The organism is Rhodovarius crocodyli, from assembly GCF_004005855.1.
In the GTDB taxonomy this organism is placed as follows: Bacteria; Pseudomonadota; Alphaproteobacteria; order Acetobacterales; family Acetobacteraceae; genus Rhodovarius; species Rhodovarius crocodyli.
Genome location: NZ_SACL01000016.1, coordinates 1 through 16,766 on the forward strand (window position 1 = coordinate 1; position 16,766 = coordinate 16,766).

Consider the following 16,766-nt stretch of genomic DNA (forward strand, 5'->3'; position numbering starts at 1 on the left):
ACCCGAGCACCCCTTCCGGAGTTCCAGGATTTTCCGCCCCTCAGGCAGGCCGTGGAAGATACAGAACTCAGCGCCCCGTGTCAACCACCTCAGCTGCCCTCGCTGCGGTGAACGGGCTTTTACGGGGGACGCCGGGAACTGTCAAACGCTTCCCCCGAAAAAACTGCACGGCGGGCGAAGATTCTCGCCCCGCCGCGCCAACAACATGAAAAAACAGATACTTAGATGTCAGCTATCCGCGCGGATGTCGTTCTCGCGGATGACCCGCCCCCACTTCTCGATCTCAGAGCTCAGGAAGGCACCGCATTGTTCAGGGCCGGCGGCCTCGATATCCGCCCCCTGCTCCTCGATGCGCCCCTTCACGGCCGGATCCCGCAGCACCTGGCGCATCGCGCCGTGCATCTGCTCGACCAGCGTCGGCGCCACCCCGTGGCGGCCAAGCAGCGCCCACCAAGTCGGTGCCTCGAAGTTCGCGAAGCCCTGCTGGGCAAAGCTGCGCACACCCGGCACATGGCGCGTCTCGCCCGCCGTGGTCACGCCCAGCGGGCGCAGCACGCCGGCGCGGATATGCTGGCTGATGATGACGACGTTGCTCATGAAGAGCGGCACGTGCCCCGCCACCGCGTCCTGCACGGCCGGACCGCCGCCGCGATACGGGACATGGACGATCTTGAAGTCCCGCTGCTGCTGCAGCAGCGTCGTGGACACATGCGCGAGCCCGCCCACGCCCGAGGTCGCGTAGTTGAGCGTATCCGGCGCCGCCTTGGCCGCGGCCACGACATCCTCGAAGCTGCGATACGGGGTGCTCTGGTGCGCCACCATGGCCAGCGGCCCCTTGGCGACCAGCGTCACGGGCACGAATGCCTCCAGCGTGCGGAACGGCAGGCGCATCACCGTCTCGTTGGTCGCCTGCGTGTCATAGACCAGCATCCAGGTGCTGCCGTCGGGTGCCGCGCGCGATGCCTCGATCGCGCCGGTGGCGCCTGAGGCCCCTCCCCTGTTCTCGATCACGACCGCACGGCCCAGCACTTCCGACAGCTTGGGCGCGAAGATGCGCGCGACGGTGTCGGTGGAACCACCCGGCGGCCAGGGCACGATCAGCCGGATGGGCCGATCAGGAAAACCCTGCCCGAATGTCGGCCGCAGCCCCAGCAGGGCCGGCATCATCAGTCCACCACTTCCCAGAATCAGGGCGCGCCGCCCCGGCAGGCTCATCGCCATGACGCAGTCCTCCATTTCTTTTCGTGACAGCATCTGGCCCGCCCCCAGGGCCACGCGCAAGATCAGAAATGGCATTCCACGCAGCCTATGCTGCGCTTGCTCTCATGGTCGGGGGAAATTCGAAGCGGCAGGGCCCGCACAGCGGCCGCCGAAGGCAATGCAGGCGGGATTTCCCGCCGGGGCGCGTCGGATTCGCCCATGGACCGGCCATCGGCCGGTCGGATGACGGGGGCCTGGGCCCCCGTCCCCAGTATCAGCGCAGCGGCAGCGGGAAATGCAGCCCGCCCCGACGCCACAGGTCGTTCAGGCCACGATCCAGACCGATGCCGGAAGCGGTGCCGAGGTTACGCTCGAACATCTCGCCGTAGTTGCCGACCGCGCTCAGCGCATGCACCGCCCACTCGGCCGGCAGGCCCAGCTGCGCGGCGGTCGCGCTGTCCACGCCCAGCAGCAGGCGGATCTCCGGGTCATCGACCTGGACCGACTGGGCCAGGTTCGTGCTGTTCACGCCCAGCTCCTCGGCCACCAGCAGCGCCTGCAGCACCCAGTCGGCGATCTGGCGCCAGCGGGCGTCGCCCTCACGCACCATGGGCGACAGCGGCTCACGGCTGATCGTCTCGGGCAGCAGCACGGCCGCATCCGGCGCGGGCAGCGACACCGCCCGGCGTGCGGCGAGCGCGCTGCGGTCACCCGTCACGACATCGCACTGGCCGGCCAGGAAGGCATCGAAGGCAGCGGCGGAGCTGGCAGCGGGCACCTGGGTGAAGGTGATGTTCCGCTCGCGCGCCAGGCGCTCCAGGATCGCCGGGGCCTGCAGGCCGCCACCGGTGCCGACGCAGATCTTCTTGCCCGCCAGGTCCGTCAGGGAGTTCACCCCGGCATTCCCGCGCGCGAGCAGCCCCTGGCCGTCATAGTAGAGGACGCCCACGGGCTGGACATTGCCGGCCGTGTCGCGCCCGAAGGTCGCGGTGGCGTTGCGGGCCAGGATGTCCACGGCGCCGGAGCCCAGGGCCGCGATGCCCGTCTCCACGCTCGACTGCGGCACGAAGCGCACCGCCTGGGCATTGCCGAAGACGGCCGCCGCCACGGCGCGGCAGTAGTCGGCATCCAGGCCGCGCATGGACTGGTCGGGGCCTGCGGCGGAGAAGCCGGGCAGGTCGCCCGCCACGCCGCACAGCAGATGGCCGCGGCCGCGCACGGCAGCCAGCGTATCAGCCCCCTGGGCTGCCGTCTGGGCCATCGTGGCGGCCGGCAGCAGCGCGATCGCCGCCGCACCCAGGGTCTGGATCAGGTTCTTCATCATCGGAGTCATTCCCTCAGCAGCCCGAGGCCGCGATACGGCATTGCACGCCAGGCTGTTCAGCGACACGGCAGGCGGCCATGGCGGCCTCCTCGGCGGCGGCGCGGGTGGCGCCGGTGCCGACTTCCAGCCGGTTCAGAACCTGGGTGGTCAGATCACTGGTCATCACCATCGCGCTCGGATGGCGGCTGATGGCCATGGCCACCGCGCCGCAGGCGTTCACCAGCTCAGCGCGGAACTTGCAGGGCGTGCGGCCGGCCTGGCCCTGGCAGGCGCGGGCGGCGGCCAGGTTCACCGCCAGGCGGTCGATGTTGCCATTGCCGAAGCCGAGCGCCGCCAGCGGCGCATCGGTGGAATACACCACGCCGAAGCGCGAATTAGCGGGCAGCGTGGCCGCGACCTGGGGCCCGACCTCCACGCCGCCGCCCACGATGCAGCGCTGGGTGCAGGCCTGCACCAGCGCGCCCGGCTGGGAAGCCGTGCAGGTGGCCTGGCACTGCTGGCGCACCGCGGCATCGGGCGCCGGGGGCGCGCTCTGCGCCATGGCGCTCGCGACCGGGCGGAAGCAGGGCCCGCCCGCCGGCGGCTCGGCCTGGGCCCCGCACAGCAGCATGCTGGGCCGCGCCCAGCGCACGGAAGGCAGCGCCACGCGGATCATCGTGCCCTCGCGGCAACGCAGATCCCAATAGGCGGTGCGGTGCTGGTCGAGGCCCGCGGAAAAATCACTGATCACGTCGCTGCAGCGCAGCTGGCCATCGGCCTGCACCAGGCGCAGCAGCTGGCTGCGCTGCTGGGCCGGCGGGCTGGCGGACAATGCGTCGTGAAGGGGGTTGCCGGTTTGCGCCTGGCCTGGCGCCGCCATGAACAGGGCGGAAATCAGCACGAGCAGGCCGATCCTGATGCGCACCTTATGTCTCCCGAATACGTGATCAGGAGTATCAACACGCGCTTAAGTTGCGCAACAGAACTTAGTTGGTCAACAAAACGTTCATGGGGATAAGGCGGGGAACCCCCGCCTTATCCTTGTGCAATCGGCCTCAGCGGCGGCCCGCCGCGAAGCGCACCGCTTCCTCGGCAGCGCGGAACAGGGCGCGGGCCTTGGCGCGGGTTTCCTCATATTCCGCCACCGGGTCGCTGTCGGCCACCACGCCGGCGCCGGCCTGGGCATAGAGCACGCCATCCTTCACCAGCGCCGTGCGCAGGCCGATGCAGGTATCCATGTTCCCGTCCGCCCCGAAATATCCGAAGCCGCCGGCGTAGATGCCGCGCCGGGAAGGCTCCAGCTCCTCGATGATCTCCATCGCGCGCACCTTGGGCGCGCCGGTCAGCGTGCCGGCGGGGAAGCCCGCCGCCAGCGCGTCCAGCGCAGACTTGCCCTCGGCGATGCGGCCCTGCACCTCGGAGGCGATGTGCATGACCTGGCTGTAGCGCTCGATTCGGAACTGCGCCGTAACCTTGACGCTGCGCGGGGCAGCCACGCGCCCCACATCGTTGCGGCCGAGGTCCAGCAGCATGAGGTGCTCCGCGCGCTCCTTCGGGTCGGCCAGCAGCTCGACCTCCAGCGCCTGGTCCTCCTCGGGCGTCGCACCCCGGCGGCGTGTGCCGGCCAGGGGGCGGATGGTCACGTCGCCGTCCTTCAGCTGCACCAGGATCTCGGGGCTGGCGCCCACGGCCGCGAAGCCGCCGAAATCGAAGTGGAACAAGTAGGGCGCCGGGTTGATCCGCCGCAGCGCGCGGTACAGCGCGAAGGGCGGCAGGGCGAAGGGCACCGAGAATCGCTGGCTGGGCACCACCTGGAACACGTCGCCGGCGCGGATGTATTCCTTCGCGCGCTCCACCGCGGCGATGAAGCCTTCCTTGGTGAAGTTGCTGCTGGGCTCGCCCGGGGCGGGCAGCTTCGCGGCGGGCGCCGGGCGGGGCAGCGGGCGGTCGAGCGCCTCCTCGGCCGCGTCCAGCCGGGCCTCGGCATCGGCCTCGCTCTCATGCGGCCAGCAGATGGTGGCCAGGATCAGCACATCCCGCACATGGTCGAACACGGCCATCAGCGTGGGGCGGATCATCACCGCCTCCGGAATGCCCAGCACGTCGGGGTTCTTGGCCGGCAGGCGCTCCATCTGGCGCACCATGTCGTAGCCCAGATAGCCGAACAGCCCGGCGCAGATGGCGGGCAGCCCGGCTGGCACCTCCATCCGGCCTTCCTGGATCAGCGCGTCCAGGCTGTCGAGCGGCGAGCGTTCATCCGCCACGAAGGCGTGCGGGGCCGACAGGGCGTGGCGGTTCACCTCGGCCCGGCCTTCCCGGCAGCGCCAGATAAGGTCGGGCGCCATGCCGATGGCCGAGAACCGGCCGCGCGCGGCCCCGCCCTCGACGCTTTCCAGCAGGAAGGAGTTGGGCTTGCCCTCGGCGAGCTTGAGGAAGGCACCGACCGGGGTTTCGAGATCGCTCACCCTCTCACGCCACAGCACCCGCGCGGCGGCGCGGGTGGCGGGCGGCAGGGTGGCGGTCTGGGTCACGGTCATGTCCTTTGCTTTACTCGGCGGCCAGCTGGTTCAGCAGCCGCTGGTTGATCCGCACATCCGCGCGGGCGCGGATGGCGGCCATGAACTGCGCCTCGATATCCTCGGCGATGGCGGTATCGGTCTCGCGCTTGATGGTGGCGAGCGGATCGGCCGGGGCTTCCTCGCCCTCAGCCGGGGCCGCCGGGGGCTGCACGGCCGGGTGGGTCACGCCCGTCAGCTGCACCACGGCGAAGGCCACCGGGCTCGGGATCATCGTCACCTCGTTCATGCGAAGCTCGAAGATCGGGCCCAGGTATTCGCGCGGGATGGGGTTGGTCGCCCCCGCCTCACGCGGGAAGGGCCCCTGCTCCTCCACCGGGATATCGGCCTCGCGGGCCGCTTCCTCCAGCGACTTGCCGGCACGGGTGGCGGCGATCAGGGCCGCGGCACGGCCTTCCTGATGGCGGCGGCGGGCGTCCTGCACATAGGCGCGCAGCACGGCATCGCGCACCTCGGCCAGCGGGCGCAGGGCGGCGGGGGTCACTTCCTTCACCTCGATCGCGGCGAAGCCATAGTCGCCCTCGGCCAGATGCGGGGCGGCGCCGCGCTCGGTGCCGAAGATCTCGCGCAGCAGCGCGGCGCGGGCGGTGGAGGGGATGGGCAGCGCCACATCGCGGCCGTCGCGGCCCTTGCCCTGGGCGTCCAGCTCCACGGCGACATACTGGAGATTATGCGCGCGGGAGGTCTCCTCCACGCTCTCGCCGCCGGCCAGCCCGTCCTGCACGGCATTCGTGCGGCGCAGCGCCTCGTCGGCCGCCTTCTCGGAGGCGACCTCGGTGCGCAGCTCGTCGCGCACCTGGTCCAGGCTGCGGGTTTCGGCCGCCTGGGTGATGTGGGCGCGCAGCACATGCCAGCCGAAGGGCGTCTGCACCGGGTCGGACACCGCGTTGTCGGCCAGGGAGAAGGCGGTGGTCGCCAGTTCCGGCACCGGCAGGCCGCTGCGCTCCACCTCGCCCAGGTCGCTGAAGATGCCGTGGGCGGCCTCCGCGGCGGCGGCGGCACCCTCATTATTGGCGCGCCAGGTGGCGGCGAAGGCACGGGCCGCGGCCTCATCCTGGAACAGGGCCTGCTGGATCTCGCGCTTCTCCGGCGTCTCGAACCGCGCGCGGTGGGCGGCATAGGCCTCCTCCAGCTCGGCGTCGGTCACCTGCATCTGCGGGGTCAGGATGGCGGCGTTCAGCAGGCCGAGCGCCACCTGGCGGTATTCCGGGGCGCTGAAACGGTCGGCGTTGTTCTCGTGGAAGCGCTCCAGCTGGGCGTCGGTCGGCGCCTCGGGCTCGGGCGCATCGGCCACGCGCAGCTCCACCAGCCGCACGCTGCGCTGCTCACGCTGCCAGGCCAGCAGGCGCTCCGCCAGGAAGGACGGCGCGGCGGCGCCCGCGCGCACCGCGTTCACGATCTGCTGGCGGGCCAGGTCGCGGCGCAGCAGTTCCAGGAACTGGCCTTCGGTCAGGCCGTTGCCGGACAGGAAGCTGTCGAACTGGATGCGGGAAAAGCGGCCATCCGTGCCCTGGAAGGCCGGGATGCCGAACACGTATTCGCGCGCGGCGGCATCGGGAACGGCCACATGCATGCGTCCGATCTCACGCGACAGCACCCGGTCGTTGACCAGGGACTCGACGGCCTGCTGGGCGACGGCGGTGCGCACCCGGGCATCGGGCTGCAGCCGGCCCTCGGTGATGCGCACCAGGCGCTGCAGCTCTCGCCGCGCGGCATCCTGCGCCTCGGTGAACTCCACCGTCTGGCCGTCCACGCGCGCCACGGCGGTATCGGTGCCCATGCTGCGCAGCATGTCGGCGATACCCCAGGCGCCGAAGGACGCGATGAGGAGGATGAAGAGCACCTTGGCGAACCAGGTGCCGGCGAAGGCCCGGAGAGCGGTCAGCATGATCCGCACCGCATAGCCCGGCTGAAGCCGCTTGCCAAACCGGGCATCTGGCCCGAATAGCAGCGCAGGGGTGGTGAGTAGTGAAGGCCACGCGCCCGACGGGCGCCAGGAGGGATAGAGATGACGCCAGGCATCCGGCCGCTGATCGCGGGCAACTGGAAGATGAACGGCAACGCGCGCAGCGCGCATGAGCTGGCGGAGGCCCTGCGCGCCGCCGGCCCCAGCCTCGATGCCTCGCTGCTGGTGTGCCCGCCCTTCCTGCATGTGAGCCTGGTCGCGAGCGCGCTGCTCGGCACCTCCGTCGCGGTGGGCGGGCAGGATTGCCACGCCAAGGTCTCCGGCGCGCATACCGGCGACATCTCCGCCCCCATGCTGCGCGATGCCGGCGCCACCCATGTCATCCTGGGCCATTCCGAGCGCCGGGCCGACCATGGCGAAACCAGCGCCCAGGTGATGGAGAAGGCCGAGGCGGCGCTGGCCGCCGGCCTCACGCCCGTGATCTGCGTGGGTGAGACCGAGGCCCAGCGCGTGGCCGGCGAGCATGAGGCCGTCGTCGGCGCCCAGCTCGAACAAAGCATCCCGCTGGGTTTCATCACCTCGGGCGGCATCGTCGCCTATGAGCCGGTGTGGGCGATCGGCACCGGCCGCACCCCCACCGAGGACGACATCGCGGCCATGCATGACTTCATGCGGCGTGAGCTGGTGAACAGCTGGGGCCCCACCGCATCCGTCACCCGGTTGCTGTATGGCGGGTCGGTCAAGCCCTCCAATGCGACGGCCATCCTGGCGCTGTCGAATGTGGATGGCGCGCTGGTCGGCGGCGCTTCTCTGGTCGCGGCCGATTTCCTGGCCATTGCCCGCGCCGTCCCGCAAGAGTAAAGGCGGGCCATGTCCACCGTTCTGCTCGTTCTGCACATCTTCGTCACCATTGCGCTCATCGGCCTCGTGCTGATCCAGCGCAGTGAGGGTGGCGGCCTCGGCATCGGCTCCTCCCAGGGGATGGGCGCCTTCATGGGCGGGCGCGGCACGGCCAACCTGCTGACGCGCGCGACCGCGATCCTGGGCACGCTGTTCTTCGTGCTGGCCCTGGCGCTGGCCGTGCTGGACCGCGGCACGGGCCGTGGCACCTCCATCCTCGACACCCCGGCCCCCGCGGCACCGGCCGCCCCGGCGGCGCCCGCCGTCCCGGCCCCCGCGACCAACTGAGCATGCCCCTGCCCCACCCGCGCCGGTTCCCTCTCCGGCGCGCTGTGGTGGTGCTGGGTTTTCTGTTCAGCCTGCCGGCCGCGGCGCAGGACACACCGCGCGCGATCGCGGCCCCGCACCCGCTGGCGGCCGAGGCCGGCATGGCCATCCTGCGCGCCGGCGGCAACGCCATCGACGCGGCGGTCGCCGTCCAGGCCATGCTGACACTGGTGGAGCCGCAATCCTCCGGCATCGGCGGCGGCGCCTTCCTGCTGCATTTCAACGCCGCCACCCGCGCCACCACCGCCTGGGACGGGCGTGAGACGGCGCCCGCCGCCGCGCGCGGCGACCTGTTCCTGGTGAATGGCGAGCCCATGCCCTTCCGCCAGGCCGTGATCGGCGGCCGCAGCGTGGGCGTGCCCGGCGTGATGCGCATGCTGGAGGCTGCGCACCGCGCCGGCGGCCGCCTGCCCTGGGCACAGCTGTTCGCCCCCGCCATCCAGCGGGCCGAGGAAGGCTTCCCCGTCTCCGCCCGCCTGTCCCAGGCCATCGCCGAGGAAGCCGACGCCCTGCGGCAGGACCCCGGCCTGGCCGGCCTGCTGTTCAACCGCGACCGCACGCCCCTGGCGGAGGGCGCCGTGCTGAAGAACCCCGCCCTGGCCGCCACGCTGCGGGCGGTGGCCGAACAGGGCGCCGACGCCCTGCATCGCGGCCCCATCGCCGCCGAGATCGCCCGCGTGGTGCGCGGCCATGCCAATCCCGGCATGATGAATGGCGACGACCTGGCCGGCTACGCACCGCGCCGGGCAGAGGCGCTGTGCCGGCCCTATCGCGAATACCGCGTCTGCGTGCCGCCGCCGCCCTCGGGCGGGCTGGTGGTGCTGCAGATCCTGGCGCTGCTGGAACACACGCCGCTCGACCAGCTCTCGCCCACGGGTGCCGAGGCCACCATGCTGCTGGCCGACGCCGGGCGGCTGGCCTTCGCCGACCGCAACCGCTGGCTGGCCGACCCCGCCGACCTGCCCGTGCCGGCGCAGGGCCTGCTGGAGCCCGCCTACATCACCGCGCGCGCCCAGGCGCTGGACCCGCTGCGGGCCATCGCCCACCCGCGCCACGGCAACCCGCGCTTCGGCGTGCCCGCCGCCCCGCAGCCGCCACAGCCAGAGGCCGGCACCGCCCACCTGTCCATCATCGACGGCGAGGGCAATGCCGTGTCGATGACCACCACGGTGGAAGGCCCCTTCGGCGCGCATATCTCCGTCGGCGGCTTCGTGCTGAACAACGAGCTGACGGATTTCTCCTTCCGGCCCGAGATCGACAACCTGCCCGTGGCCAACCGGGTCGCCGGCGGCAAGCGGCCGCGCTCCTCCATGTCGCCCACGCTGGTGTTCGACGCCGAGGGAAGGCTGGTGGCCGTCGCGGGCTCCCCCGGCGGTTCGCGCATCATCGGCTATGTCGCGCAGGCACTGGTCGCGATGCTGGACTGGAACCTGGACCCCGCCGTCGCGGCCTCCCTGCCCCATGTTGGGCCGGCCACCACCCAGGTCGAGCTGGAACAGGGCAGCGCCATCGCGGGGCTAGCGCCCACCCTGACCGCGCGCGGCCTGCCCGTGCGGGTGACCGGCATGCCCTCCGGCCTCAACCTGCTGCGCGTGCGCCGCGACGGCGAGACCGTGCGCGTGCTGGGCGGGGCGGATCCGAGGCGGGAAGGCGTGGCGCTGGTGGAGTGAGGGGCGGGGGCGTCGCCCCCGGTCCCCCAGCCAGGGGCGCTGCCCCCGGCACCCCCGCCAGGAGCCTGTGGCCCCTGGACCCACTTGAGTCTTCTGAAAGTTTGGGGAAGGGGCTGAAAACGAACGCGGGGTCAGAGCGCGCTCGGTGCCCCTTCCCCGCACTTTCAGCTCCCGGTTTCCAAAGGCCTTTCGGCCTTTGGCGGGGTGCAGGGGCAGAGCCCCTGCGCGGGGGTCCGGGGGCAAGGCCCCCGCCTCTCACCCCTCGGCGTCATCCTCTCCTGCCCCGAACCCGTCGCGTTCCAGCCAGCCCAGCGTCTGTGCCAGTTCGTCGAGGCCGAGCACGGAGTCGGTGGCGCCCCGCACGGCGCGGCCCACGGCCGGGTGGGCCAGCAGGCGGGTGCGGCGGTCGGCCGCGCGCAGGCGCAGCAGCAGCGGCACGAAGTCGGAGTCGGAGGAGATGAGGGTGAATTCCTCGTAGAAGACGGGGCTGGACAGCAGGTCCATCGCGTCGATCACGATGCGCAGGTCGGCCGCGTTCTTGAAGCGGGTCAGGCGCGGGCAGTCCTGCACCTCGAATCCGGCGCCCATCAGGCGCGGGCGGAAGCGGCTGTAGTAATGCTTGTAGCCGTTCGCGTCCTCGATATAGCCGGCCGGGTTCATGTAGCAGCGGCGGACCAGCCATCGGCGCGGCTGGTCGCCCGCCAGCCAGGGCATCCAGGCATCCGGGTCGCTGGCGAAGCGCAGCGCGGTTTCGGCACCCGCACCTTGCACGAGGCCCGAGACCACATTGTCGAAATCGAGAAAGAGGGCCGCCCGCAGCGGCTCCTCGCGGGTCTGGGTGGCTGGCATGCGCAGGCAATTGCGCCCTTACCCTTGACCCTTCAAGCCCCGGCAAGCATGGTCCGGGCCGTTTTGACACCTTTTGATCTGCTGTGAGGACCCTGATGCCCGCCATCACCCTGCCCGACGGTTCCGTGCGCCACTTCGATGCGCCGGTGACGGGCACTACCGTGGCGGCCTCCATCGGCCCGGGCCTGGCCAAGGCCGCGCTGGCGATGGTGGTGGACGGCAAGCAGAAGGACCTGTCGGAGGAGATCGCGGCCGACGCCGCCCTGCGCTTCATCACGCGCAAGGACCCGGAGGCGCTGGACTTCATCCGCCACGACACCGCCCATGTGCTGGCCGAGGCCGTGCAGGAGCTGTTCCCCGGCACCCAGGTCACGATCGGCCCGTCGATCGAGAACGGCTTCTACTACGACTTCGCCCGCAATGAGCCCTTCAAGCCGGAGGACTTCCCCGCGATCGAGGCCAAGATGCGCGAGATCATCGCGCGCAATGCCCCGTTCAAGCGCCAGGTCGTCAGCCGCGAGGACGCCATCGCCCTGTTCGAGGCGAAGGGCGAGCGCTTCAAGGTCGAGCTTATCCGCGACCTGCCGGAAGACCAGGAAATCTCCCTGTATTCGCAGGGCGAATGGACCGACCTGTGCCGCGGCCCGCACATGCCCGGCACCGGCAATATCGGCAGCGCCTTCAAGCTGATGAAGGTGGCCGGGGCCTATTGGCGCGGCGATCACCGCAACCCCATGCTCAGCCGCATCTACGGCACGGCGTGGCGCGACCAGAAGGAGCTGGACGCCTATCTGCTGCAGCTGGAGGAAGCGGAGAAGCGCGACCATCGCAAGATCGGCCGCGAGATGCACCTGTTCCACATGCAGGAAGAGGCGGTCGGCAACGTCTTCTGGCACCCTTCAGGCTGGAAGCTGTACCGCGTGCTGGAAGACTACATGCGCCGGCGCCTGGATGCCTCGGGCTACCAGGAGGTGAAGACCCCGCAGCTGGTGGACCGCCGCCTGTGGGAGGCCTCGGGCCACTGGGAGAAGTTCCGGCAGAACATGTTCATCGCCTCCGTCGAGGATAAGGAGGAGGCCGGGCGCGTCAGCGCGCTGAAGCCGATGAACTGCCCCTGCCATGTGCAGATCTTCAACCAGGGCATCCGCTCCTATCGCGAGCTGCCGCTGCGCATGGCCGAATTCGGCGCCTGCCACCGTTATGAGCCCTCGGGCGCGCTGCACGGCATCATGCGCGTGCGCGCCTTCACCCAGGACGACGCGCATATCTTCTGTGAGGAAGACCAGATCGCCGCCGAGACGGTGAAGTTCGTGGCCCTGCTGAGCAGCATCTACCAGGATCTGGGCTTCCCCGAGTTCCGGGTGAAGTTCAGCGACCGCCCCGAGACCCGCGCCGGCGACGACGAGACCTGGGACCGTGCCGAGGGCGCGCTGAAGGACGCCTGCGCCGAGGCGGGCGTGGAGTTCGAGCTGAACCCGGGCGAAGGCGCCTTCTATGGCCCGAAGCTGGAATTCGTGCTGCGCGACGCCATCGGCCGTGACTGGCAGTGCGGCACGCTGCAGGTGGATTTCGTGCTGCCGCAGCGGCTGGACGCCGAATACACCGCCGAGGACGGCGCCCGCCGCCGCCCGGTGATGCTGCACCGTGCCATCCTCGGTTCCTTCGAACGCTTCATCGGCATCCTGATCGAGCAGTATGCCGGCCGCTTCCCGCTGTGGCTGGCCCCGCGCCAGGTCGCGGTGGCCAGCATCGTGGACGATGCCTCCCCCTATGCGGCCGAGGTGGCGGAGCTGATGCGCAAGCACGGGCTGCGTGCCGAGGCCGACACGCGCAACGAGAAGATCAACCGCAAGGTGGTGGATCACATCGACGCGCGCATCCCCATCCTGGCGGTGGCCGGCCGGCGTGAGGCGGAGGAGCGCACCATCGTGCTGCGCCGCCTGCCTGGCCGCGAGCAGGAAACCCTGCCGCTGGAGGAGGCGATCGCGCGCCTGGCGGCGGAGGCCACACCCCCGGACCTGGCGCGGTGAAGGCAGGTTTTCCGCAGTGCCGCAACGGTTTCAAGGGTGATCCGCGTTACAACCCGTTGCAGGTCGCGCGGCGAATCGCCATACAATCGCCCGTAACACCCTAGGAGTCCCGGCCATACCCCGTAGCCCACTGCCTTCCGGCCAGCAGCCCCCGAGCCGCGAAGGCCCCCGCGTCAACGAAGACATCCGCGTGCCTCAGGTTCGCCTGATCGACCAGGATGGCGAGATGATCGGCGTGATGTCCACGCGCGATGCCATGCAGCGCGCCTATTCCGTCGGCCTCGACCTGCTGGAAATCAGCCCGAACGCCGTGCCGCCCGTGTGCAAGATCACGGATTACGGCAAGTACAAGTACGAGGCCGCCAAGAAGGCCAACGAGGCCCGCAAGAAGCAGAAGACGGTCGAGATCAAGGAGATCAAGGTCCGTCCCAACATCGACGACCATGACTACGAGACCAAGATGAAGCAGATGAAGGGCTTCATCGAGGACGGCGACAAGGTCAAGGTGACGCTGCGCTTCCGCGGCCGTGAGATGGCCCACCAGGAACTCGGCGCCAAGGTGCTGGAGCGCATCCGCACGGAGCTGGTCGAGGTCGTGAAGGTGGAATCCATGCCCCGTCTGGAAAACCGCCAGATGATCATGGTGCTCGCACCGAAGTAACCGGGCTCAAGGACGCGGCGCCCCTAAGGTTTCTCGCCCTGGGGTGCCGCGCCCGGCCACCCGGCGTGTCCTGATCAGCCAGGCCTCCAGCACCGGCGCCATGCCGACGCTGGCCAGAACAAGCGCCATCGGCAGCGCGGCCGCGAAGCCCAGTAGGGCGAAGCCCCAGGCGCCGAACAGCCCACCCCCGAAGAAGCAGCCCAGCAGCCCGCCCAGCAGTTTCAGCTTGGTGCGGTCCGCGCGCACTTGCGTGCCGGGGCGGTGGTTCCAGTAGAACAGTTTGCCCAGCTCGATGCCGATATCGGTCACGATGCCGGTCATGTGCGTGGTGCGGATGCGCGCGCCCGAGACCTTGGTGATGGTCGCGTTCTGCAGCCCCATGATGAAGCAGAGCAGCGGCACGGCCATGGCATAGAAACCCGCCGTGCCGGCCAGCAGCATGCCCAGCGTGCCGAAGGAGGCCAGCAGCGCCGCCTCCAGCAGCACGGGCAGGGAATACTGCGCCCGCACCCGGTTGCGGCGTGCCCAGTTGATCAGCACGGCCGAAACCCCGGCCCCCGCCATGAAGGAGGCCAGCGCCACCAGCCCGCCCCCCACCAGCAGCCAGGCGCCCAGCGCCAGCTGGTCCGCCATGGCGGAGATGATGCCCGACATATGCGAGGTATATTGCCCCACCGCGACCAGCCCGCCGGCATTGGCCGCCCCCGCCACGAAGGTCAGCATCAGCGCCAGGCGATGGTCGCGCCTTTCCGTCCGCTCGACGGCGACGAGCTTGCGGAGGGGGCGGAGGAGGAGGCGCATGACGGGGCCATTATAGGCGCCGCCATGCGGGCGTGCGCCAGCCCTTAGCGCACGCTGCCGGCCGCACCGGCGGGCGGGCCCGCGAAGCTCTCGGCGAAGGGGCCGATCGCGGTCATGTCGATCTCGATCATGGCGGGGCCGGGGGCCGTCAGGGCACGGTCCAGCACGGCCGGAAAGTCCGCCACCGCCTCCACCCGCGCATGCGGCAGGCCGATCGAGGCGCAGACCAGCGCGAAATCCGGCGTGAGGATGTCCGCGTAGACATGGCGGCCGCCATATTGCGCATCCTGGATGTTGCGGATGACGCCATAGCCGCGGTCGTTCATCAGCACGAACACGGTCTCGGCGGCGGCGTCCACGGCGGTGGCCAGCTCGCCCAGCATCAGCTGCGCGCCGCCGTCGCCCAGCAGCGTCACGGCCTTGCCCATGCCCGCCAGCCCGGCGCCGATCCCCATGGCGATGCCCTGCCCGATGCCGCCGCCCAGCGCATGCACGCCCAGATGCGGGGCCGCGATCTTCACATAGCGGTTGCCGAAGGTGCTGTTGCTGATGGTCACGTCCCGCACCCAGGGCAGCGCCCCGGCCAGCACCCGGGCATCCAGCGCATCGGCCACCGCGGCATAGGGGCCGAGCGCGCGGCGCAGCGCGGCCTCGGCGGCGGCGCGGGCCGGGGCGATGGCGGCCAGGAAGGCAGGGTCGGTGTCGAGCGCCGCGGGCAGGCGGGCCAGCAGCCCCTCCAGCGCCAGGCGCGCATCGCCCTCGACGAACAGCCCCACCGGATAGTTGCGGCCGGCCTGGCTGCCCTCGGCGTCGATCTGCGCCAGAGGGGGCAGCGTCATGGCGTTGTTGCGCGTCTCGTTCCCGCGCAGGCGGGAACCCACGACCAGCATCAGGTCGGCCTGGGCATACAGCGCCTGGGCCTCCGGCGTCATGTTGAAGGCGCCCAGGCTGCGGGGGTGCGCCTCCGGCACCACGGCGCGGCCGTTGGTGGAGGTGACGGCGGCGAAGCCGCGTTCCAGCAGCGCCGTGGCCGCGGCCGACGCGCCGCGCGCGCCACCGCCCAGCCACAGCATGGGCCGGCGGGCGCGCAGGATCATGGCGGCCAGCGCATCCAGCGCCGCGTCGTCAGGCCCCGCCCCGCGATGCCCGGGCCGCCCCGCCACCGCCCGCAGCGGCACCTGCGCGCGCTGCACATCCACCGGGATCTCATAGGTCACGGGCCCGGAAGGGGCGGCCAGCGCGGCGCGGGCGGCGGCCAGCAGCGTGTCGGTGGCGTTCGCCGCCTCCCAGGCGCGCAGATACTGCTTGGAGATGGCGCGCAGCATGTCCGGCTGGCGCGGCACGTCATGGATGGCCGCGCGGTCGCGGTCCATGAAGGGCCGGTCCACCTGGGTGGTGATGTGCAGCACGGGGGAACCCGCCGTCAGCGCCTCCACCTGCGACCCCGCCGCATTGCCAGCCGCCGTGCCGGTGGAGGTGATGCACACGCCGAGCGAGCGCGTCACCCGCGCATGGGCGTCGGCCATGTTCATGGCCCCCGCCTCGCCGCGCGCGGGGATGAAGCGGATGCGCCCCTGCCGCGCGATCGCGTCCAGGATGGGCATGTTGTGGATGGAGATGACGCCGAAGGCATGCGTCACGCCGATCTCGGCCAGGGTACGGGCGATGGCCTCGCCGACGGTCTCGGTGCTGTCCATGATGTTTCCTTCAGCCGGTCCAGCCCAGGCGGCGGGAGATGTCCTCCGCCGCGCGGCGCATGGCCTGGTCGATGCGCGGGCGGGCGGCGGCGAACTCCGCTGCCCCGCCCGAGAGGTTGATGGCCGCCACCGGCCGCCCCGTGGCGTCGAACACCGCCGCCGCGACGGAGGCGATGCCGGCCTCGTAGAAACCCTCGCTCCAGGCCAGGCCCTCGGCGCGGTCGGCGGCCAGCTGTGCCATCAGAGCGGGCAGGCTGGTGGGGGTCTGGGCCGTCACGGCCTGCATGGGTGCATCCGCGAACAGCTGGCGCACCTGCTCCGGCGGCCAATGGGCCAGGATGGCGCGGCCCATATTGGCCGCATGCGCCGGCAGGCGCGACCCGACGCGGATGTTGGAGACGAAGGAATGATCGGGCGTGCGTCGGATCAGATAGACCACCTCCCGCCCGTCCAGCACGCCCAGATGGGTGGAGAAGCCGAGCTCATGCGCCATCGCATCCAGGCGGGGCGTCGCGATCTCGGCCAGATCCTCGGAGGCGAAGGCGCGCGCCACCAGGCCGAACAGGGCCAGCCCCACCCGCCAGCCGGGCTTGCCGCCGCCGCGCGGCTCGATGAAGCCCTCGGCCTGCAGCGTGTGCAGCAGGCGCAGCAGGGTGGTGCGGTTGATGTCCAGCGCGCGCGCGGTGGCGGCCATGTTGGTCACGGCATCGCCGCCCGCGATGTGGCGCAGCAGCCGCGCGGCCCGCTGCACCGGGGGGGAGAGATAGGGGTCCTCCGCCTCGCTCATGGCTTTTCCTGTTCATTTATGAACTTGACGTTCATTATAGGAGCAGGAGACGGGCCCGG

14 protein-coding genes are annotated in these 16,766 nt (G+C 70.9%); 5 read left to right on the forward strand and 9 right to left on the reverse strand.

Going from position 1 to position 16,766, the window contains the following annotated elements:
• Positions 1–228 precede the first annotated feature (228 nt).
• From EOD42_RS24460 to EOD42_RS24480, 5 genes are all read right to left on the reverse strand, one after another.
• Positions 229–1,167 carry a tripartite tricarboxylate transporter substrate-binding protein gene (locus EOD42_RS24460; RefSeq protein ID WP_240655283.1) on the reverse strand — a complete coding sequence of 313 codons (939 nt, stop codon included), beginning with the start codon at positions 1,165–1,167 and terminating at the stop codon, positions 229–231.
• 307 nt (positions 1,168–1,474) lie between these two features.
• Positions 1,475–2,524 carry a transporter substrate-binding domain-containing protein gene (locus EOD42_RS24465; protein WP_164868113.1) on the reverse strand — a complete coding sequence of 350 codons (1,050 nt, stop codon included), beginning with the start codon at positions 2,522–2,524 and terminating at the stop codon, positions 1,475–1,477.
• Between the two features lie 13 nt (positions 2,525–2,537).
• The gene (locus EOD42_RS24470; RefSeq protein ID WP_127790231.1) at positions 2,538–3,428 is read right to left on the reverse strand and encodes a DUF4189 domain-containing protein; all 891 of its coding nucleotides are present in this window, start codon (positions 3,426–3,428) and stop codon (positions 2,538–2,540) included.
• 130 nt (positions 3,429–3,558) lie between these two features.
• Positions 3,559–5,040 carry an anthranilate synthase component I gene (trpE, locus tag EOD42_RS24475; protein WP_127790232.1) on the reverse strand — a complete coding sequence of 494 codons (1,482 nt, stop codon included), beginning with the start codon at positions 5,038–5,040 and terminating at the stop codon, positions 3,559–3,561.
• 10 nt (positions 5,041–5,050) lie between these two features.
• Entirely contained in the window at positions 5,051–6,967 is a 1,917-nt protein-coding gene (locus EOD42_RS24480) for a peptidylprolyl isomerase (protein ID WP_164868114.1), read from the reverse strand.
• Positions 6,968–7,099: 132 nt separating this feature from the next.
• On the opposite strand from EOD42_RS24480, the gene tpiA reads away from it, so the two are divergent.
• Genes tpiA through ggt form a run of 3 tightly spaced genes read left to right on the forward strand, consistent with a single transcriptional unit; the run spans position 7,100 to position 9,882 of the window.
• On the forward strand, positions 7,100–7,846 hold the full coding sequence (gene tpiA, locus EOD42_RS24485) for a triose-phosphate isomerase (protein ID WP_206020460.1): 747 nt from the start codon (positions 7,100–7,102) through the stop codon (positions 7,844–7,846).
• 9 nt (positions 7,847–7,855) lie between these two features.
• A complete protein-coding gene (secG, locus tag EOD42_RS24490) occupies positions 7,856–8,173 on the forward strand; it encodes a preprotein translocase subunit SecG (protein ID WP_127790235.1) in 318 nt (105 codons plus the stop codon).
• Positions 8,174–8,175: 2 nt separating this feature from the next.
• Positions 8,176–9,882 (forward strand): gamma-glutamyltransferase, encoded by a 1,707-nt coding sequence (gene ggt / locus EOD42_RS24495; RefSeq protein ID WP_127790236.1) that lies wholly within the window; start codon positions 8,176–8,178, stop codon positions 9,880–9,882.
• Positions 9,883–10,137: 255 nt separating this feature from the next.
• Here ggt and EOD42_RS24500 read toward each other — a convergent pair whose 3' ends face one another.
• The gene (locus EOD42_RS24500; RefSeq protein WP_127790237.1) at positions 10,138–10,731 is read right to left on the reverse strand and encodes an NYN domain-containing protein; all 594 of its coding nucleotides are present in this window, start codon (positions 10,729–10,731) and stop codon (positions 10,138–10,140) included.
• A 95-nt stretch (positions 10,732–10,826) separates the two neighbouring features.
• On the opposite strand from EOD42_RS24500, the gene thrS reads away from it, so the two are divergent.
• A complete protein-coding gene (thrS, locus tag EOD42_RS24505) occupies positions 10,827–12,761 on the forward strand; it encodes a threonine--tRNA ligase (protein WP_127790238.1) in 1,935 nt (644 codons plus the stop codon).
• Positions 12,762–12,891: 130 nt separating this feature from the next.
• Entirely contained in the window at positions 12,892–13,422 is a 531-nt protein-coding gene (gene infC, locus EOD42_RS24510; protein WP_127790239.1) for a translation initiation factor IF-3, read from the forward strand.
• A 6-nt stretch (positions 13,423–13,428) separates the two neighbouring features.
• Here the strand turns inward: infC and EOD42_RS24515 are convergent, their stop codons facing one another.
• The 3 genes from EOD42_RS24515 to EOD42_RS24525 are packed head-to-tail and all read right to left on the reverse strand — an operon-like array spanning position 13,429 to position 16,707.
• The gene (locus EOD42_RS24515; RefSeq protein WP_127790240.1) at positions 13,429–14,223 is read right to left on the reverse strand and encodes a YoaK family protein; all 795 of its coding nucleotides are present in this window, start codon (positions 14,221–14,223) and stop codon (positions 13,429–13,431) included.
• 44 nt (positions 14,224–14,267) lie between these two features.
• Positions 14,268–15,920: a thiamine pyrophosphate-binding protein gene (locus EOD42_RS24520; RefSeq protein WP_127790241.1), complete on the reverse strand. Its 1,653-nt coding sequence runs from the start codon at positions 15,918–15,920 to the stop codon at positions 14,268–14,270.
• Between the two features lie 10 nt (positions 15,921–15,930).
• Positions 15,931–16,707 (reverse strand): IclR family transcriptional regulator, encoded by a 777-nt coding sequence (locus tag EOD42_RS24525; RefSeq protein ID WP_127790242.1) that lies wholly within the window; start codon positions 16,705–16,707, stop codon positions 15,931–15,933.
• Positions 16,708–16,766: the final 59 nt, after the last annotated feature.

What these genes read in the sequence shown, in the direction of transcription:
- EOD42_RS24460 (WP_240655283.1), bottom strand. Translation starts at nt 1,167, where the DNA reads ATGATGCCGGCCCTGCTGGGGCTGCGGCCGACATTCGGGCAGGGTTTT.
- EOD42_RS24515 (WP_127790240.1), bottom strand. Translation starts at nt 14,223, where the DNA reads ATGCGCCTCCTCCTCCGCCCCCTCCGCAAGCTCGTCGCCGTCGAGCGG.
- EOD42_RS24480 (WP_164868114.1), bottom strand. Translation starts at nt 6,967, where the DNA reads ATGCTGACCGCTCTCCGGGCCTTCGCCGGCACCTGGTTCGCCAAGGTG.
- EOD42_RS24465 (WP_164868113.1), bottom strand. Translation starts at nt 2,524, where the DNA reads ATGATGAAGAACCTGATCCAGACCCTGGGTGCGGCGGCGATCGCGCTG.
- EOD42_RS24500 (WP_127790237.1), bottom strand. Translation starts at nt 10,731, where the DNA reads ATGCCAGCCACCCAGACCCGCGAGGAGCCGCTGCGGGCGGCCCTCTTT.
- ggt (WP_127790236.1), top strand. Translation starts at nt 8,176, where the DNA reads ATGCCCCTGCCCCACCCGCGCCGGTTCCCTCTCCGGCGCGCTGTGGTG.
- trpE (WP_127790232.1), bottom strand. Translation starts at nt 5,040, where the DNA reads ATGACCGTGACCCAGACCGCCACCCTGCCGCCCGCCACCCGCGCCGCC.
- thrS (WP_127790238.1), top strand. Translation starts at nt 10,827, where the DNA reads ATGCCCGCCATCACCCTGCCCGACGGTTCCGTGCGCCACTTCGATGCG.
- EOD42_RS24525 (WP_127790242.1), bottom strand. Translation starts at nt 16,707, where the DNA reads ATGAGCGAGGCGGAGGACCCCTATCTCTCCCCCCCGGTGCAGCGGGCC.
- EOD42_RS24520 (WP_127790241.1), bottom strand. Translation starts at nt 15,920, where the DNA reads ATGGACAGCACCGAGACCGTCGGCGAGGCCATCGCCCGTACCCTGGCC.
- secG (WP_127790235.1), top strand. Translation starts at nt 7,856, where the DNA reads ATGTCCACCGTTCTGCTCGTTCTGCACATCTTCGTCACCATTGCGCTC.